The sequence below is a fragment of the Amycolatopsis sp. NPDC004378 genome, from assembly GCF_053602455.1.
In genome coordinates, this window is record NZ_JBSGDR010000003.1 from 212,369 (window position 1) to 228,010 (window position 15,642).

The 15,642-nt window shown below is 71.6% G+C and carries 20 protein-coding genes; 11 read left to right on the forward strand and 9 right to left on the reverse strand.

Annotated elements, in window-relative coordinates:
* The first annotated feature begins 30 nt into the window (after positions 1-30).
* Genes ACWEN0_RS12550 through ACWEN0_RS12565 form a run of 4 tightly spaced genes read left to right on the forward strand, consistent with a single transcriptional unit; the run spans position 31 to position 5,718 of the window.
* Positions 31-2,022, forward strand: a complete 1,992-nt coding sequence (locus ACWEN0_RS12550) for a neutral/alkaline ceramidase (protein WP_451972385.1) — start codon at positions 31-33, stop codon at positions 2,020-2,022.
* Positions 2,023-2,033: 11 nt separating this feature from the next.
* Positions 2,034-2,978 (forward strand): sphingomyelin phosphodiesterase, encoded by a 945-nt coding sequence (locus tag ACWEN0_RS12555; protein WP_451972387.1) that lies wholly within the window; start codon positions 2,034-2,036, stop codon positions 2,976-2,978.
* Positions 2,979-3,011: 33 nt separating this feature from the next.
* A complete protein-coding gene (locus ACWEN0_RS12560; protein ID WP_451972389.1) occupies positions 3,012-4,325 on the forward strand; it encodes an MFS transporter in 1,314 nt (437 codons plus the stop codon).
* On the forward strand, positions 4,312-5,718 hold the full coding sequence (locus tag ACWEN0_RS12565) for a pyridoxal phosphate-dependent decarboxylase family protein (protein ID WP_451972391.1): 1,407 nt from the start codon (positions 4,312-4,314) through the stop codon (positions 5,716-5,718). Before ACWEN0_RS12560 ends, ACWEN0_RS12565 begins: the two co-directional genes overlap by 14 nt.
* A gap of 62 nt (positions 5,719-5,780) precedes the next feature.
* On the opposite strand, the gene ACWEN0_RS12570 is transcribed toward ACWEN0_RS12565, so the two are convergent.
* From ACWEN0_RS12570 to ACWEN0_RS12585, 4 genes are read right to left on the reverse strand one after another with little or no spacing between them, the layout of a single operon-like run.
* Positions 5,781-6,053, reverse strand: coding sequence for a DUF6295 family protein (locus ACWEN0_RS12570; protein WP_451972393.1), 273 nt, complete (start codon positions 6,051-6,053; stop codon positions 5,781-5,783).
* A gap of 12 nt (positions 6,054-6,065) precedes the next feature.
* Positions 6,066-6,809 (reverse strand): dienelactone hydrolase family protein, encoded by a 744-nt coding sequence (locus ACWEN0_RS12575; protein ID WP_451972395.1) that lies wholly within the window; start codon positions 6,807-6,809, stop codon positions 6,066-6,068.
* Complete coding sequence (locus tag ACWEN0_RS12580; RefSeq protein ID WP_451972397.1) at positions 6,806-8,497, reverse strand: MFS transporter; 1,692 nt, start codon at positions 8,495-8,497, stop codon at positions 6,806-6,808. Before ACWEN0_RS12580 ends, ACWEN0_RS12575 begins: the two co-directional genes overlap by 4 nt.
* Positions 8,494-8,928, reverse strand: coding sequence for a MarR family winged helix-turn-helix transcriptional regulator (locus ACWEN0_RS12585; RefSeq protein ID WP_451972399.1), 435 nt, complete (start codon positions 8,926-8,928; stop codon positions 8,494-8,496). Before ACWEN0_RS12585 ends, ACWEN0_RS12580 begins: the two co-directional genes overlap by 4 nt.
* A 142-nt stretch (positions 8,929-9,070) precedes the next feature.
* Between ACWEN0_RS12585 and ACWEN0_RS12590 the strand changes: the two genes are divergently transcribed.
* On the forward strand, positions 9,071-9,367 hold the full coding sequence (locus ACWEN0_RS12590; RefSeq protein ID WP_451972401.1) for a hypothetical protein: 297 nt from the start codon (positions 9,071-9,073) through the stop codon (positions 9,365-9,367).
* Here the strand turns inward: ACWEN0_RS12590 and ACWEN0_RS12595 are convergent.
* The 4 genes from ACWEN0_RS12595 to mrf are packed head-to-tail and all read right to left on the reverse strand — an operon-like array spanning position 9,364 to position 12,060.
* Positions 9,364-10,413, reverse strand: a complete 1,050-nt coding sequence (locus ACWEN0_RS12595) for a GTP-binding protein (RefSeq protein WP_451972402.1) — start codon at positions 10,411-10,413, stop codon at positions 9,364-9,366. The genes ACWEN0_RS12590 and ACWEN0_RS12595 overlap by 4 nt on opposite strands.
* Entirely contained in the window at positions 10,410-10,559 is a 150-nt protein-coding gene (gene rpmF / locus ACWEN0_RS12600) for a 50S ribosomal protein L32 (protein ID WP_451972404.1), read from the reverse strand. Before rpmF ends, ACWEN0_RS12595 begins: the two co-directional genes overlap by 4 nt.
* The gene (locus ACWEN0_RS12605) at positions 10,559-10,813 is read right to left on the reverse strand and encodes a type B 50S ribosomal protein L31 (RefSeq protein WP_451972406.1); all 255 of its coding nucleotides are present in this window, start codon (positions 10,811-10,813) and stop codon (positions 10,559-10,561) included. The genes rpmF and ACWEN0_RS12605 overlap by 1 nt, the downstream gene beginning before the upstream one ends.
* Complete coding sequence (gene mrf, locus ACWEN0_RS12610) at positions 10,810-12,060, reverse strand: ribosome hibernation factor-recruiting GTPase MRF (protein WP_451972408.1); 1,251 nt, start codon at positions 12,058-12,060, stop codon at positions 10,810-10,812. The genes ACWEN0_RS12605 and mrf overlap by 4 nt, the downstream gene beginning before the upstream one ends.
* A 79-nt stretch (positions 12,061-12,139) precedes the next feature.
* On the opposite strand from mrf, the gene rpmB reads away from it, so the two are divergent.
* From rpmB to cobA, 6 genes are all read left to right on the forward strand, one after another.
* Positions 12,140-12,376: a 50S ribosomal protein L28 gene (gene rpmB / locus ACWEN0_RS12615; RefSeq protein ID WP_451972410.1), complete on the forward strand. Its 237-nt coding sequence runs from the start codon at positions 12,140-12,142 to the stop codon at positions 12,374-12,376.
* Complete coding sequence (gene rpmG, locus ACWEN0_RS12620) at positions 12,376-12,543, forward strand: 50S ribosomal protein L33 (protein ID WP_451972412.1); 168 nt, start codon at positions 12,376-12,378, stop codon at positions 12,541-12,543. Before rpmB ends, rpmG begins: the two co-directional genes overlap by 1 nt.
* On the forward strand, positions 12,543-12,848 hold the full coding sequence (rpsN, locus tag ACWEN0_RS12625; protein WP_451972414.1) for a 30S ribosomal protein S14: 306 nt from the start codon (positions 12,543-12,545) through the stop codon (positions 12,846-12,848). The genes rpmG and rpsN overlap by 1 nt, the downstream gene beginning before the upstream one ends.
* A 5-nt stretch (positions 12,849-12,853) precedes the next feature.
* On the forward strand, positions 12,854-13,087 hold the full coding sequence (gene rpsR, locus ACWEN0_RS12630; protein ID WP_451972416.1) for a 30S ribosomal protein S18: 234 nt from the start codon (positions 12,854-12,856) through the stop codon (positions 13,085-13,087).
* Positions 13,088-13,242: 155 nt separating this feature from the next.
* On the forward strand, positions 13,243-13,389 hold the full coding sequence (locus ACWEN0_RS12635) for a hypothetical protein (RefSeq protein WP_451972418.1): 147 nt from the start codon (positions 13,243-13,245) through the stop codon (positions 13,387-13,389).
* Positions 13,390-13,468: 79 nt separating this feature from the next.
* Entirely contained in the window at positions 13,469-14,695 is a 1,227-nt protein-coding gene (cobA, locus tag ACWEN0_RS12640) for a uroporphyrinogen-III C-methyltransferase (protein ID WP_451972420.1), read from the forward strand.
* Positions 14,696-14,712: 17 nt separating this feature from the next.
* On the opposite strand, the gene ACWEN0_RS12645 is transcribed toward cobA, so the two are convergent.
* Positions 14,713-15,591 (reverse strand): alpha/beta fold hydrolase, encoded by an 879-nt coding sequence (locus ACWEN0_RS12645; RefSeq protein ID WP_451972422.1) that lies wholly within the window; start codon positions 15,589-15,591, stop codon positions 14,713-14,715.
* Between the last annotated feature and the right edge of the window lie 51 nt (positions 15,592-15,642).

Genomic DNA, 15,642 nt, shown 5'->3' on the forward strand with positions numbered 1-15,642 from the left:
AAGTAGTTCACGTTAGTCGGGGAGAGCCGTATGCGGATGAGCCGTCGCACCGTCCTGGCCGGAGCCGCCGCGCTCCCGTTCGCCGTCGCGGCCGCGCGGCCCGCGGCGAGCGGGCTGAAGGTGGGCGTCGGGATCGGGGACGTCACCGGGCCCGCCGCCGAGAACGGCATGATGGGCTACTCCATGCCGCAGCAGCAGACCGCCGGCATCCACCTGCGCACCCGCGCCCGGGCCTACGTCGTCGACGACGGAACGCGCCGGATCGTCTTCGTCACCGCCGAGCTGGGCGCGCTGTTCCAGTCGGTCCACCAGGGCGTCCTGCGCGAGCTGGCCAGGAAGTACGGCGACCGCTACACCGAGCAGAACGTCCTGCTCAACGCCACCCACACGCACTCGGCGTGCGGCGGCGACTCGCACTACGCGGCCTACGACCTGTCGATCCTCGGCTTCCAGCAGCAGACCTACGACGCCGTCGTCGCCGGGATCGTCGACGCCGTCGGCCGCGCGCACGACAACCTGGCGCCCGGTGAGCTGACCCTCGGCCGTACCGAGCTGACCGAGGCCAGCGCCAACCGGTCGCGGGTCGCCTTCGAACTCAACCCCGACAAGGACCACTTCCCGCTCTCGATCGACCCGGCGGTCACCGTGCTGCGGTTCCGCCAGGGCGGCAAGGACGTCGGCGCGATCACCTGGTTCGCCACCCACGGCACGTCCATGAGCAACGGCAACCACCTGATCAGCAGCGACAACAAGGGTTACGCCGCCTACACGTGGGAGCACGACCACGCCGGCGTCCGCTACCTCGACGGCCCGCCCGGGTTCGTCGCCGCCTTCGCCCAGACCAACTCCGGCGACATGACGCCGAACCTGAACCTCGAGCCCGGCACGCCCGAGACCGAGTTCGAGAACACCCGGCGCATCGGCGAACTCCAGTTCCAGGCGGCGAAACGCGCGTTCGACGCGGCGACCGAAACGGTCACCGGCGGCGTCGACCACCGGCTGACCTACGTGGACATGTCCGCCGTCGACGTCGACCCGGCGTTCACCCCGGACGGGCGCCCGCACCGCACCTGCACCGCCGCGATCGGCGTCTCGATGCTCGCCGGCAGCACCGAGGACGGCCCCGGCCTGCCGCTGCCCGAAGGCGTCAAGAACCCCTTCATCGACTGGCTCGGCGGCATCGACGCGCCGATCCCGCAGGCGCTGGCCGACGCGCAGGCGCCGAAGGTCGTCGCGGTGCCGTTCGGGGCGATGAAGCCCTACCCGTGGGCGCCGGAGGTGCTGCCGCTGCAGATCGTCCGGATCGGGCAGCTGCACCTGGTCGCCGGGCCCGCCGAGTACACGATCGTCGCCGGGCTGCGGATCCGGAAGACCGTCGCCGCCGCGCTCGGCGTGCCGCTGGAGAACGTCCTGATGCAGGGTTACGCCAACGCCTACAGCCAGTACGTCACCACGCCGGAGGAGTACGACTCGCAGCAGTACGAAGGCGCGTCGACGCTCTTCGGCCGCTACACGCTCCCGGCGTACCAGCAGGAGTTCGGCAAGCTCGCCGCCGCGATGAAGGCGGGCACGGCCGTGCCGCACGGGCCGGTCCCGCGCGACCTGCGCGGCAAGCTCGTCACCTTCCAGCCCGGCGTCGTCTTCGACAGCGCGCCGCCGCTGAAGAGCTTCGGCGACGTCGTCACCGAGGCGAACAGCAGCTATCGGCGTGGTGACCGGGTATCGGTCGCGTTCGTGACCGGCCACCCGAAGAACGACCTCCGCCGCGACGGCACGTTCCTCGAGATCCAGCGCCTGGTCGACGGCCGCTGGAGGCGGTACGCCGACGACGGCGACTGGGCCACGAAGTTCCACTGGACGCGCACGTTCGGCGCCGAGTCCCGCGCGGAAGTCACCTGGGACATCCCCGCGAACACGCCGATCGGCCAGTACCGCGTCGTGCACTCCGGGGCGTGGAAGCACGGCCTCACCGGCGCCATCGCCCAGCTGAGCGGGACTTCCCGCGCCTTCGTCGTCTCGTGAAAGGACCCCGCGTGCGCAGGACCGCCCTTCTCGCCGCCGTCGTCATCGCCGTGCTGACCGCCGCGCCGGCGCAGGCCTCGGCCGCTTCGCTGAGCGTGCTGAGCTTCAACCTCTGGCAGCTGCCGTGGATCGCCAACCCGGACACGTCGGACAAGGAGGCCCGGGCCCAGGCGGCCGAACGCGTCATCCGGGCGCAGGACACCGACGTCGTCGTGCTCGAAGAGGCGTTCAGCGCCCAGGCCGAGAGCCTCCGGGAGCGGCTCGCCGACGCCTACCCGTTCCGGACGCCGCTCGTCGGGCAGTACTGCTCGACCTCGCCCGGCTGGACGTCGGTCAGCGGCAACTGCTCGAACTCGCCGGTCGTCGTCAACGGCGGCGTCACCGTGCTCAGCAAGTACCCGATCACCGAGCAGCACCAGCTCGTCTACCGCAACTCCTACTCCGGGACCGCCGACTACCTGGCGAACAAGGGTGCCGCCCTCGTCCGGATCTTCGCCCACGGCAAGGCGCTCTGGCTCACCGGCACGCACCTGCAGGCCGACGAAGCACCCGACACGCTGCCGAAGGCGCACCAGGTCCGGATGGCCCAGCTGGGCGAACTGCGCGACCTCGCCGCCGCGCGCGTCCCGGCCGGCGACGCGGTGGCCGTCGCGGGCGACCTCAACATCGAGTACCGGGCCGGGCAGGACCGCCGCGACGCCGCCGGGCGCACCCAGGCGGAGCAGGGCGCGGCGGCGCTCAGCGGAACGCTGCGCACGACGCCGGCGGGGGAGTACACCTTCGACGCCGTCACGAACCCGGACGCGGCGAAGTCCGTCCCGGCGACCTACCGCGACTCGCTGGACTACGTCGGCTCGCTGCGACGCGCCGAGGTCGGCCCGGTACGGCTGGTGCATTACGACGGTGGCACGATTCCTTCCGACCACTACCCGGTGCGGGCCGAGATCGAATACTGAGTCCTCATCGGAATCGCCTTCTCGAGGAGGACCATGGCGACGCTGTCCGGCCGGACGAGGTTTCGCTATTCGCTCGGCTCGTTCGTCACCGGGTCCTTCGGGACGGTCCCCGGCCTCGTCCTGGTCAAGTACCTGACCGACACGATGGCCGTGCCCGCCGGCTGGGCGGCCGCGATCGTGTTCGTGCCCAAGGCCTGGGACTTCTTCTTCAACCCGATCGCGGGCCGGCTGTCCGACGCGAACCTGCTCAAGACCGGCAGCCGGCGGCGGTTCCTGCTGATCGGCGGCGTCGGCGTCGCGATCCTGTTCGCCGCGATGTTCGCCCACCCCGGGCTGGGCGGGCCGCTGCCGGACGCGCTGTACGTGGCCGTCATGTTCGCCGCCTGCGCCACGGCGTACGCGTTGTTCCAGGTGCCGTTCAACGCGCTGCCCGCCGAGCTGACCGAAGACGCGACCGAGCGCACGAAGCTCACCAGCGTCCGCATCGGCGTGCTGGCCGTGACGATCCTGATCTGCGGCGGCGGCGCCCCGGCGATCACCGCCGCGATCGAGGGGGTCGCCGGCTACCGGATCATGGCCGTGGTGATCGGGCTGATCGTGCTGGCCGCGACGCTGCTGGTGTACTTCGGGCTCAAGGACGCGCCGGTCGGCTCGCTGCGGCCGAACACCGTGAACCTCAAGGAGCTCGTCCGCACACTCGCCGGCTGGCGGCCGTTCCGCTGGCTGCTGGGCACCTACTTCATCCAGGCGCTGGGCATCGGCACCGTGCTCGCCGCGATCCCGTTCTTCGCGCAGCGCATCCTCGGCAGCGACAAGTACGGCACGATCCTGTTCGTCATCTTCGTCGGCCCGGCGCTGGTCACCATGCCGCTGTGGCCGCGGCTGGGCGACCGGGTCGGCAAGCTCAACGGCTTCCGCCTGGCGACCGCGGCGTTCGCGATCGGCCTGCTCGGCCTGGTGTTCGCCCAGGAGATCCCGCTCGTGGTGTCGTTCGTGTTCGTCGCGCTCTGCGGCGTCGGGTACGCCGGGATCTCGGTGTTCCCGCTGGCCATCCTGCCGGACCTGATCACGGCCGAGGAGGAGCGCACCGGCGAGACCCGCGCCGGGATCGCGGCCGGCGTGTGGACCGCGGGTGAGACGCTCGGCCTGGCCTTCGGCGGCGGGCTGTGGGCGCTGATCCTCGCGTTCGGCGGGTACGTGTCGAGCACCGACGCCACGGCGTTCCAGCCGGACAGCGCGATCCTGGCGATCCTGATCGGGTCGTCGATCGTCCCGGGCGTGCTCATCGCGCTGGCCCTGCCGATGCTGCGGCGCTCGGTGCTGGAGCCGCGCCATGAACCCGCCTGAGGACGTCCTCGCGGAGCTGCGTGAGCTGCGCGAGGGCGACCTGCCGACGCACGGCGGCCGCACGCTGGCCTACGTCTACGACAGCGGTCTGTCCGAAGTGGACACCCTCGGCGCGGCGGCGCACGCGCTGGCGTCGTCGGCGAACGGCCTCGACCCGACGGCGTTCCCGAGCCTGCTGCGCATGGAGAACGACCTCGTCGCCGAGGCTTCGGCGTTGCTCGGGGACGTTCCGGGCGTGGTCGGTTCGGTGACGTCGGGTGGGACGGAGTCGTGCCTGCTGGCGGTGCTGGCCGCCCGGGACTCGCACCCTTCGCCGTCGATCGTGCTGCCGACGACCGCGCACGCCGCGTTCCACAAGGCGGCGCACCTGTTCGGGCTGCGCCGGATCGACGTCCCGGTCGACCCGGTGACGTTCCGCGCGGACCCGGCCGCGATGGCCGCCGCGATCGACGACTCGACGGTCCTGGTCGTGGCGAGCGCGCCCTCGTACGCGCACGGCGTCATGGACCCGATCGCTCCGATCGCGGCCGCCGCGGCTGCCCGGGGCGTCCGGATGCACGTCGACGCGTGCATCGGCGGCTGGGTGCTGCCGTACTTCGCCCGGCTCGGCGCGGACGTGCCGCCGTTCGACTTCCGCGTCCCGGGGGTCACGAGCATTTCGGTGGACCTGCACAAGTACGCGTACTGCCCGAAGGGTACCTCGGTGCTGCTGCACGCTTCGGCGGAATTACGGCGGTCGCACTACTTCGCGAGCGCGGCGTGGCCGGGCTACACGATGCTGAACACGACCATCCAGAGCACCCGCTCGGGCGGCCCCCTCGCCGCGGCGTGGGCCGTGGTCCGCCACCTCGGCCAAGACGGCTACCTGTCGCTGGCTGCTTCGGCGCGTACGGCGGTGTCGCGTATCCGGGCGGGCATCGCCGACATCGACGGCCTGCGGATCCTCGGCGACCCGAGTTCGACGCTCATCGCGTTCACCGGCGACGACGGCTTCGACCTCTTCACGGTGGCGGACGAGATGAAGGTGCGCGGCTGGTACGTCCAGCCGCAGTTCGCCCACCTGTCGTCGCCGACGAACCTGCACCTCACGGTCACGGCGGCCAACCACGGCAGCGAGAAGGAGTTCCTCACGGACCTCGCGGCTTCGGTGGACGCGGCCCGCGCTGCCGGGCCGGTGGAGATCGACCCGGCGGTGGCGGAGTTCGTCGCGGCCCTGGACCCGGCGACCCTGACGTCGGAACAGTTCGCCGGGCTCCTCGCGGCCGCGGGCCTGGGCGGCGCGTCGGGACTTCCGGACCGCATGGCCCCGATCAACGCGCTCCTCGCGACGGCTCCGGCGCCGCTGCGCGAACGCCTCCTGCTGGAGTTCCTCGGCGCCCTCTACACCCCGTGAAAAGCCGTGAATGGCACATTCACGGACTCTAAGTCCCTCAATGTGCCATTCACGGCTTTGGGCTACTGGTTGCGCGAAGCCAGACCTTCGGGTGCGGACTTCACCGCCGCGTGGATGGCGTCGGCGAGCGCCAGGGCGTCCTCTTCCGTGAGTTCCAAAGCCACGCGGGCCGAAGCGCCCAAGCCCGGGTTGCGGAAGTCGATGTTCACCGTGTGGGCGTACGGCGCGTGGACCGGGTGGTCCACGTACACGGTCCCCTCGTTGAGGCGGAACCAGCCGCGGGCGCCCTTGCCGCTGCCTTCGAGGGCGAACTTCTCCGTGAGGTAGGTGCACATGAGCGGGTCCTCTCAGGCCGTGAGGGTGCGGGCGTAGAAGTCGAGGATGCGTTCCCAGCCGTCCTTGGCGGCCTCCGGGCGGTAGCTCGGGCGGTCGACGGCGAAGAACGCGTGGCCCGCGCCCGCGTACGTGTGGAACTCGTGCTCCTTGCCGTGTTTCTCCAGCTCGGCCGCCAGCACGGCGACCTCGTCGGGGCCGGGGAACTGGTCGTCCGCGCCGAAGATGCCCAGCAGCGGGCACGACAGCTGCGGCGTGAGACCGAGCAGCGGCTTCATCGTCATGCCCATGCCCTCCGGCGGGTCGTTGACCACGAACGCGCCGTAGCAGTCGACCGCCGCGTCGATGTCCAGCGAACAGCCCGACAGGAACGCCTGACGGCCGCCCGAGCAGTGCCCGATGACACCGATCCGGCCGTTCGCGTTCTCCAGGGCACGCAAGTAGTCCGCCGCGCCGGAGACGTCGCCGACCAGGCGGTCGTCCGGGACGCCGCCGGCCGCGCGGACCGTGGCGGCCGCGTCGTCCGGGTCCGCGCCCGGGGCTTCGCGCGTGTAGAGGTTGGGGCAGAGCGCGTTGTAGCCCTCGACGGCGAAGCGGCGGACCATCTCCTTCGTCGCCGCGTCGTAGCCGGGCATGTGGTGGATCACCACGACGCCGCCGCGCGGGGTCGGGTCGGTCGGCTTGGCCAGGTAGGCCTCGAGCTCGTCACCGCCGTGGCCGGTGATGGTGACGGTCCCGGCGACGATCTCGTCGGTCATCGGTTCTCCTTTTCTTCCTCTGGGGTGTGGAAGTACCGGGCGCCGCGCGACACCGAAGCGAGCGCGGCGACCAGGGCCATCACCGCGGCCGCGGTGAACACGACCACGAGGCCGTGGTGGAACGGGCCGGACACCAGCTGCGGGAAGAACTCCCCGCCGGTGAGCGCCGACCGGTCGGCCGGCGAGAGCCCGTCGAGGACATCCGGGCCCAGCAGGTGCCCGACCGGGTTGCTGCCGAGGAACGCGGCGAACAGCGTGCTCACCGGCGGCAGCCGCGCGACGCCGTCCGCGACCGACGCCGGGACGCCGTGGGTCTGCAACCCGCTCGTCAGCGTCTGCGGCAGCGACGACGCCAGCCCGGCGATCATCAGCGAGAAGAACACGCCGATCGACAGCGACGTCCCCGAGTTCTGGAACGTCGCCCGCATGCCGGACGCGACCCCGCGTTGCCCGGTCGGCACGCTGCTCATGATCGCCGAGGTGTTCGGCGCGGAGAACATGCCCTGCCCGACTCCGCTGACGACGAGCAGCGCGGCGAACGCGGGATAAGGGAAGTCCACCGGCAGCGCCAGCAGACCCAGGAACGCGGCCGCGACCAGCAGCAGCCCGCCGGTGGAGAACAGTCGCGCGCCGAACCGGTCGGAGAGGTAGCCCGAGACCGGGCCGGCGATGAGGAACCCGACGGTCAACGGCAGCATGAAGATGCCCGCCCACAACGGCGTGCGCTCGTAGTCGAAGCCGTGCAGGGGCAGCCAGATCCCCTGCAGCCAGATGATGAGCATGAACTGCATGCCACCACGGGCGACCGACGTCAGCAACGCGGCGACGTTGCCCGCGGCGAACGCGCGGATCCTGAACAGGGACAGCTGGAACATCGGCGCGGCGACGCGCGTCTCGATGACGCCGAACAACAGGAGCAGCAGCACGCCCGCGCCGATCCCGCCGAGCACCCAGGGGCTGCCCCAGCCGGTCGCCGCGCCGCCGTAGGGCTGGATGCCGTAGGTGATCGCCGCCAGCAGCAACGCCGTCCCGGCCGCGAAGGTGATGTTGCCGCCCCAGTCGACCTTCGCGCGCTTCGGCGTGCCGACCTCGCGGAGGCTGCGGATCGACCAGATCGTGCCCAGCAACCCGAACGGGACGCTCACCCAGAACACCGCGCGCCAGTCGATCTCGGCGAGCAGCCCGCCGACGACCAGGCCCAGGAACTGCCCGGCCAGCGCGGTGATCTGGTTGACGCCCAAGGCCATCCCGCGTTGCTCGGCCGGGAAGGCGTCGGTGAGGATCGCCGCGGAGTTCGCCGTCAGCATCGACCCGCCGACCGCTTGGACGATCCGCCAGCCGATCAGCCACAACGCGCCGCTTCCGGCGTGGAACGGGTCGAACGACAGCGCCACCGAGGCGACGCTGAAGACGACGAAGCCGAGGTTGTACATCTTGACCCGGCCGAACATGTCGCCGAGCCGCCCGAGCGTCACCACCAGCACGGCCTGCACGAGCAGGTAGCCGAGGATCATCCAGAGCAGGTAACCGATGTTGCCCGGCGCGAGGGGGTCGAGGCCGATGCCGCGGAAGATCGCCGGCAGCGAGATGATGACGATCGAGCCGTCGAGCGCGGACATCAGCACGCCGAGCGTCGTGTTCGACAGCGCGACCCACTTGTAGCGGCTCGGAGCTTCGGTGACGGTCACAGCTCGTCCGCCAGGCGCTCGATCAGCGGGATCGCCGCGACGAGCTTGCGCTGCTCGGCCGGGGTGAACTTCTCGCCGAGGGCGGTGGCCATCTTCTCGGTGGTGCGCGACCGCCGGTCGGTGAGCAGTTGCACGCCCGCGGCGGTCACCGACATCAGCACCTTGCGCCCGTCGGAATCGTCCTTGCGCCGCTCGACGAGCCCGCGGTCGACCAGCCCGGCCAGCGTCACGCCCATGGCCTGCGGCTTCACGCGTTCGAGGTCGGCGAGACACCCCGGGGTGGCCGGGCCTTCGCGGTCGAGCCGGGAGAGCACCGAGCGTTCGGGCAGCGTCAGCTCGCCGACGACGTAGCCCTGCCGCAACCGCCGGATCAGCCGGCCGAGCGCGACGCGGAGGTCGGCGCTGGCCTGGAGCAGCTCCTCGTCCGTCACGTTCGTCAACCTAGACTGATAAACCTGGGTTGATCAACTCGGACGGAACGGCCGCTATCGGGTGAGGCAGGAGGTTTCGCCCGGCTGGTGCCGGTGACCCGGTGTTAGCGTCCGAAGTGGACACATTCCGGGAGGCGAACACATGACCATGCCGCACGCCGTGCACGCCGGCCACGACCACGTCCACCGCGAGGGCTGCGGCCACGCCGCCGTCCCCCACGGCGACCACGTGGACTACGCGCACGAAGGGCACCTGCACCGGGCGCACGACGACCACTTCGACGAGTGCGAAATGTCCGGGCACGTACCGCACACCGGGCACGACCACAGCCACGGCGACGGCTGCGGCCACGTGGCGGTGCCCCACGGCGAGCACGTCGACTACCTGCACGATGGCCACCGCCACGCGGCCCACGACGACCACTACGACGACCACTAGTGGACGTGGACCGAGCCCCACTCCGGGAACGGGTCCGGCCCGGTCGCCGCACCCAGGCATTCCCGTAGTGCGGCCAACAGCGTCTCTCCGGCCAGCTCGACGCCGATGAACACCAGTTCCTGACGCGGCTCGTCTGCGACGCCCTGGGGTTCGAAGCGCGCCACGGCGCCCGCCTGGGACCACAGCCCGGTCACCCCGGGCCGGGACGCCAGCGCGAAGAACCCCTTCGACCGCAGCACGGTGCCGAACTCGCCGGAGTCGAGCCGCCGGGCGACGAAGTCCCACAGCCGCGCCGGGTCGAACGGCTCGGCAGCGCGGAAGACCACGCTGGAGATGCCGTACTCCTCCGTCTCGGGCACGTGGTCGCCGTTCAGCTCGGCCACCCAGCCCGGCGCCTCCTGGGCGCGCACCGGGTCGTAGCGGCCGGTGCCGAACACCCGCTCCGGCGCGACCTTCCCGAAGCTGCCGGTGACGACGTCCGCGGCGGGGTTGAGCCGCCGCAGCGTCGCCACCAGCCGGTCGACGTCCGCGGCGAGGTCGGTCTTGTTCAGCACCAGCACGTCGGCGAACTCGACCTGGTCCATCAGCAGGTCGCTCACGGTCCGCTCGTCGTCGGGATACTGGTCGAGCCGGCGCTCCACCAGGGAGTCGCCGGCCGCCAGCTCACGCGCGAAGTTCGCCGCGTCCACCACGGTGACCATCGTGTCCAGGTGGGCGACCGGCTCCAGGAACGTGAAGGTCGCCGCCACCGGCATCGGCTCCGAGATGCCGCTCGACTCGATGAGCACGTGGTCGAAGCGGTCGTCGGAGCAGAGCCGGGCCACCTCCTCGAGGAGGTCCTCCCGCAGGGTGCAGCAGATGCACCCGTTGGTCAGCTCGACGAGACGCTCCTGCGAGCGCACGAGCGCCGCGTCGATGTTGACCTCGCTCATGTCGTTGACGATCACCGCCACCCGCAGTCCCGCGCGGTTCGCGAGGATGTGGTTGAGCAGCGTCGTCTTGCCCGCGCCCAGGAACCCGGACAGCACCGTGACCGGGACGGTCACGAGTGGAAGTGCTTGATCAGGCGACGCGGGACCAGCCGGGTCTCGCCGTCGACCTTGATCGGCACCAGGTCCGGCACGGCGGCCTTCCACTGCGACCGCCGGGACCGGGTGGTGCTGCGCGACTTCTTCCGCTTGGGGACGGCCATCAGCGCGTCCCCCGCTTGCCGTAGCGGCGGTGGAACTTCTCGACCTGGCCGGCGCTGTCCATGATGCGCTGGGTGCCGGTCCAGAACGGGTGCGACGCCGAGCTGATGTCGACCAGGACCAGCGGGTAGGTCTGCCCGTCGGTCCATTCGACGGTCTTCTCGGACGTGACGGTGGAGCGGGTCAGGAACGCGTCGCCGGTGGACGAGTCCTTGAACACCACGGGGTGGTAGTCGGGGTGGATGCCGTTCTTCACTGGTCTTCCTTTCGGTTCGCCGCGGTCGCGTCGTGCCGCGCCGGGTCGGTTTCGGTGTCCTCGCACGGCTCTTCGTGCCAGTCGCCGAACGGGTCGGGGTAGCGGTGCCACTCCGCCGGGCCGGCGGCCAGTTCGTCGTCGGTCAGTAGAGCGCTGCGGAGGGCGGCGTCGATCTCGTCGGGCGTTGTCTGGTCCGTCACGATGACGAGCTCCTGCGCCCGGTCGCCGTGCACCGGGTGCCAGCGCAGCGACGCCAGGGTGCGCCGCTCGGGGGAGACGTCCGTCCACTCCGGACCGTCCGGCGCCGCGAGCCACGGCCCGGCGTGCCCGATGCCGAGCCCGCCGCCGGCCGACTCGATCCAGAACGCGACGTCCGGCTGGCTGGCGACCCAGGCGCGCCCGCGGGTGCGGACGACGCCGTCGAGCAGGACGTCCAGCGCGTCGTGCAGCCGCTCGGGGTGGAACGGCCGCTGCGCGGTGAACGTGACCAGCCCGATGCCGCAGTCGGCGTGCACCGGCGGCTGGCCGCGCAGCAACGCGCCGTGCATGTCCGTGACCTCGCCTCGCCGGGCGTCGGACGGCACGGCGTCGAGCACGGTGTGCCCGTCGATGCGGCTCAGTTCCACCCGCGGGACGGACGGCGCAACGCGGTCGAGGACCGCGGACGCCTTCGCGGCGGTCCAGGCGTCGGTGGCCCCGCCGGCCAGCACGAGGACGTCGGCGAACTCGACCTGCGAGAGCGCCACCTGCGCGACCGTGCGCTCGTCCTCGGGGCCGGCCTGCAGGTTCCGCTCGGCCAGAACGTCGTCGCCGGTCGCGTCGGCGAGGAAGGTCGCGCAGTTCACGACGGTCAGCACCGCGCGCAGGTCGACGTCGTCGCGCACCGGGTGGTCGCCGACCAGGACGTTCCGGATCGCCCAGCTCACCGGCTCGGGCTCCATGGCCTCGTCGAGCCGGACGACGATCCGGCGCACCTGCGGCATCCGGGCCAGCCGCCGCAGCAGCGGCAGCAGGTCCTCACGCAGGGTGCACGACACGCAGCCGTGGGCCAGCTCCAGGACGGTCAGCTGGTCGCGCTGCTCCAGCCGCAGCCGGCGCCGGACGACGCCGGCGTGGATCTCCCGCAGGTCGTGGTGGACGACGGCGGTGCCGGGCTCGGCCACGCGCAGCAGCTCGGCGAGCGTGGCGTTCGGGCCCGGCGCGAGGCCGCTCACGAGGACGAGCGGGACGCGGGGGTGAGGGGTCACGAGTGCTCCAGGAATACGGACGGGGTACGGTGCGTCAGAGTAGATGAAAACGACAACCACTATCAACTTGGGAGGTCTCGTGTCCGCCGTGTGCCAGGTCACCGGCCGCAAGCCGGGCTACGGCAAGCGGGTCTCGCACTCGCACCGCCGCACGTCCCGGCGCTGGGAGCCGAACCTGCAGAACCGTCGCTACTTCGTGCCCGGCGAGGGCCGCTGGGTGCGGTTGCGCGTCTCCGCCAAGGGCATGAAGACGATCGACAAGCGGGGCATCGAGGCCGTCGTGGCCGAACTGAAGGCAAGGGGAGTGAAGCTGTAATGGCGAAGAGCACCGACATCCGCCCGGTCGTCAAGCTGCGGTCCACCGCGGGCACCGGGTTCACGTACGTCACCAAGAAGAACCGCCGCAACGACCCGGACCGGATGGTCCTGCGCAAGTACGACCCGGTCGCGCGCAAGCACGTCGAGTTCAAGGAAGAGCGCTGATGGCCAAGAAGTCCCAGATCGCGAAGAACGAGCAGCGGAAGGTGGTCGCGGCGCGGTACGTCGAACGCCGTCGCGCCCTGAAGGCCGTCATCGCCTCGCCGTCCGCTTCGCCCGCCGCGAAGGCGAACGCGGTCGTCGCGCTGCAGAAGCTGCCGCGCGACGCGAGCCCGACGCGCATCCGCAACCGCGATGCCGCCGACGGGCGTCCGCGCGGCTACCTGCGGAAGTTCGGGCTGTCACGGGTGAAGATGCGCCAGGCCGCGCACAACGGCGAGCTGCCCGGCGTCGCGAAGTCGAGCTGGTGAGCCGGATGCCGAACCGGGACCGGCCCGCCAAGCGCAAGGTGAACCTGTTGCACGCCAACCGGATCACCCACGTCGACTGGAAGGACGTCGAGCTGCTGCGGAAGTTCGTCTCCGACCGGGGCAAGATCCGCGCCCGCCGCGTGACGGGACTGACACCGCAGCAACAGAAACAGGTCGCCACGGCGATCAAGAACGCGCGCGAGATGGCCCTCCTGCCCTACCCCGGCAGCGCGCGGTAATCCGGATGCCCACGCTGGGCGGGCGCGCGATCATGAGCTCACGCCCGCCCAGCTGCCCGAAGTCCTGCTGCCTGGGCGCCGTGCCTGCGGTTCGCGCCGCCGCTGTCGCGCCGGCAGCCCGCCGACACCGTGGACCGGCCCGGCACCGCCGGGCGATGGGGGAGCGGGACCGCGCGCCGGGCTGGTTCGTCTTGTCGTTCCCGCTGCTCGGCGCGACGGCGGCGGGGTTCACGCTGGTCGTCGACGTCGAGGTCGTCCGCGCGAGCACGGCGAGATCCACGTCAACCCGGCCGCCGTCCTGACCGCCGGAGTGGCGGTGTTCCGGGTGGCATAACGCACGCTGGGCTGGCGCGCGGGTGAACCGTCAATAAACTCCCGCCCATGGACGACCCGCACTACCTCTCCGGCCTGCAGCTGTCCGGCCGCCGCGTTGTCATGTTCGGCGGCGGTTCGGTGGCCCAGCGGCGGCTGCCCCGGCTGATCAGCGCGGGTGCCCGTGTCGAACTGGTGTCGCCGCACACGACGCCGTCGGTCCAGGGGATGGTGGACGCGGGCGAGCTGGTCTGGCACGAACGCCGCTACGCCTCCGGCGACCTGAAAGACGCCTGGTACGCGCTGGCCTGCACCGACGATCCCGACGTCAATGCCGCGATCTGCGCCGAGGCCGAGCGTGAGCGCGTCTTCTGCGTCCGCGCCGACGAAGGCGAGTCCGGCTCGGCGGTCACCCCGGCGTCGGGACGGCACGGCGGCCTGCTGTTCGGCGTGCTCTCGGGCGGCGAGCCGCTGCGCTCGGCTGCGGTCCGCGACTCGATGCTGGACGGCCTGCACAACGGCACGATCGAAGACGGCCGTCAGCCGCACCCCGAGGGCATCCTGCCCGGCGTCGCGCTGGTCGGCGGCGGCCCGGGCGACCCGGAGCTGATCACCGTCCGCGGCCGCCGGCTGCTCTCGCGCGCGGACGTCGTGGTCGTCGACCGGCTGGCGCCCCGCGAGCTGCTGGACGAGCTGGCGCCCGAGATCGAGATCGTCGACGCCGCCAAGATCCCGTACGGCCGCGCCGCCAGCCAGGACGTCATCAACCAGACGCTGATCGAGCGGGCCAAGGAGGGCAAGTTCGTCGTCCGGCTCAAGGGCGGCGACCCGTACCTGTTCGGCCGCGGCTTCGAAGAGGTGCTGGCCTGCGCCGAAGCGGGCGTACCCGTGACGATGGTCCCGGGCATCACGAGCGCGTTCGCCGTCCCGGCGGTCGCCGACGTCCCGGTCACCCACCGCGGCGTGGCCCACGAGGTCGTCGTGGTCTCGGGCCACGTCGCCCCGGGCGACGACCGGTCCCTGGTCGACTGGGAGCTGCTGGCTCGCCTGCGCGGCACGATCGTGCTGATGATGGGCGTCGAGCGGCTCCCGCAGTTCGCGAAGGCCCTGCTGGACGGCGGCCGCCCGACGGACACCCCCGTGGCGATCATCGAGGACGGCACGATGCGCACCCAGCGCACCCTGCGGTCCACTTTGGACACGGTAGTCACGGACGCGGCGGCTTCGGGCGTCCGCCCGCCGGCGATCATCGTGATCGGCCCGGTGGCCGGCCTGGCCCCGCTGGAGCGTGCGTAGGGGCAGCACGCCGGAGGTCAGTCTTCGTAGCAGCTTGCCGCGAAGTCGCGGATCGCGTCCGACAGGCGGGTCGGGTCGAAGCGCAGCTCGACCGGGCTGCGGGCCTGGACGAATTCCGCGTCCGGCATGTCCACGGCCAGGGTGTCCGCGTCGCCGAAGGGGTGGATCGGGTCGCCCTGGTGGCCGATCACCAACGCGCGCGTCGTGATCTTGCGGCGGACCGACTTCGGTGGTGCGATGCGGCCGAACAGGACGCCGTGCAGCAACGCCGCCATCGGGGCCGGCTGCTGCGAAAGCGTGTCCGTGACGACGTCGACCCACTGGTTGCCGTGCGGCACCAGGGACGCCACCAGTGCCACCGCCTGGACCGTCACCGGCAGGAAGCGGGCGGCCATCAGCAGCGGGGCGAACGTGATCAGCCCGGCGACGATCGCGTTGTCCAGCACCGGCATCTCGACGATGAGCCCGCGGACCCGCGCGGGCGCCTGCACCGCCACTTCCAGCGAGACGTTCGCGCCCAGCGACGTCCCGCCGATCACCGCGGACTCGACCTCGAGGTGGTCGAGCAGCGCGAGGGTCTGCTCCGCGAACGACGGCATCGAGTACAGCCAGGACTCGGTCGGCCGGTCGGAGTCGCCGTGGCCGAGCAGGTCGAGCGTGACGACCCGGAACCCGGCGCGGGCCAGCCGGCGGGCGAGCGGCGCGTGCATGCGGCGGGTCAGCATGATGCCGTGGGTCAGCACGACGACGCGATCGCCGCTGCCGAACTCGGTGTACCAGAGCCGGTGGCCCTCGTGGTCGAAGGAGCCGGTGAGCTCGATCGGCCGCGACGCGCGCCGGGCCGGCGCGGCCGGGGGGTCGGGCTCGATCGCGGTCGCGCTGCTGGCCGGGCTCATGTCCCACCGTCCTCCCCGCGTCGTGGTGCCGGTCTGTCCAGGAAAGCATCC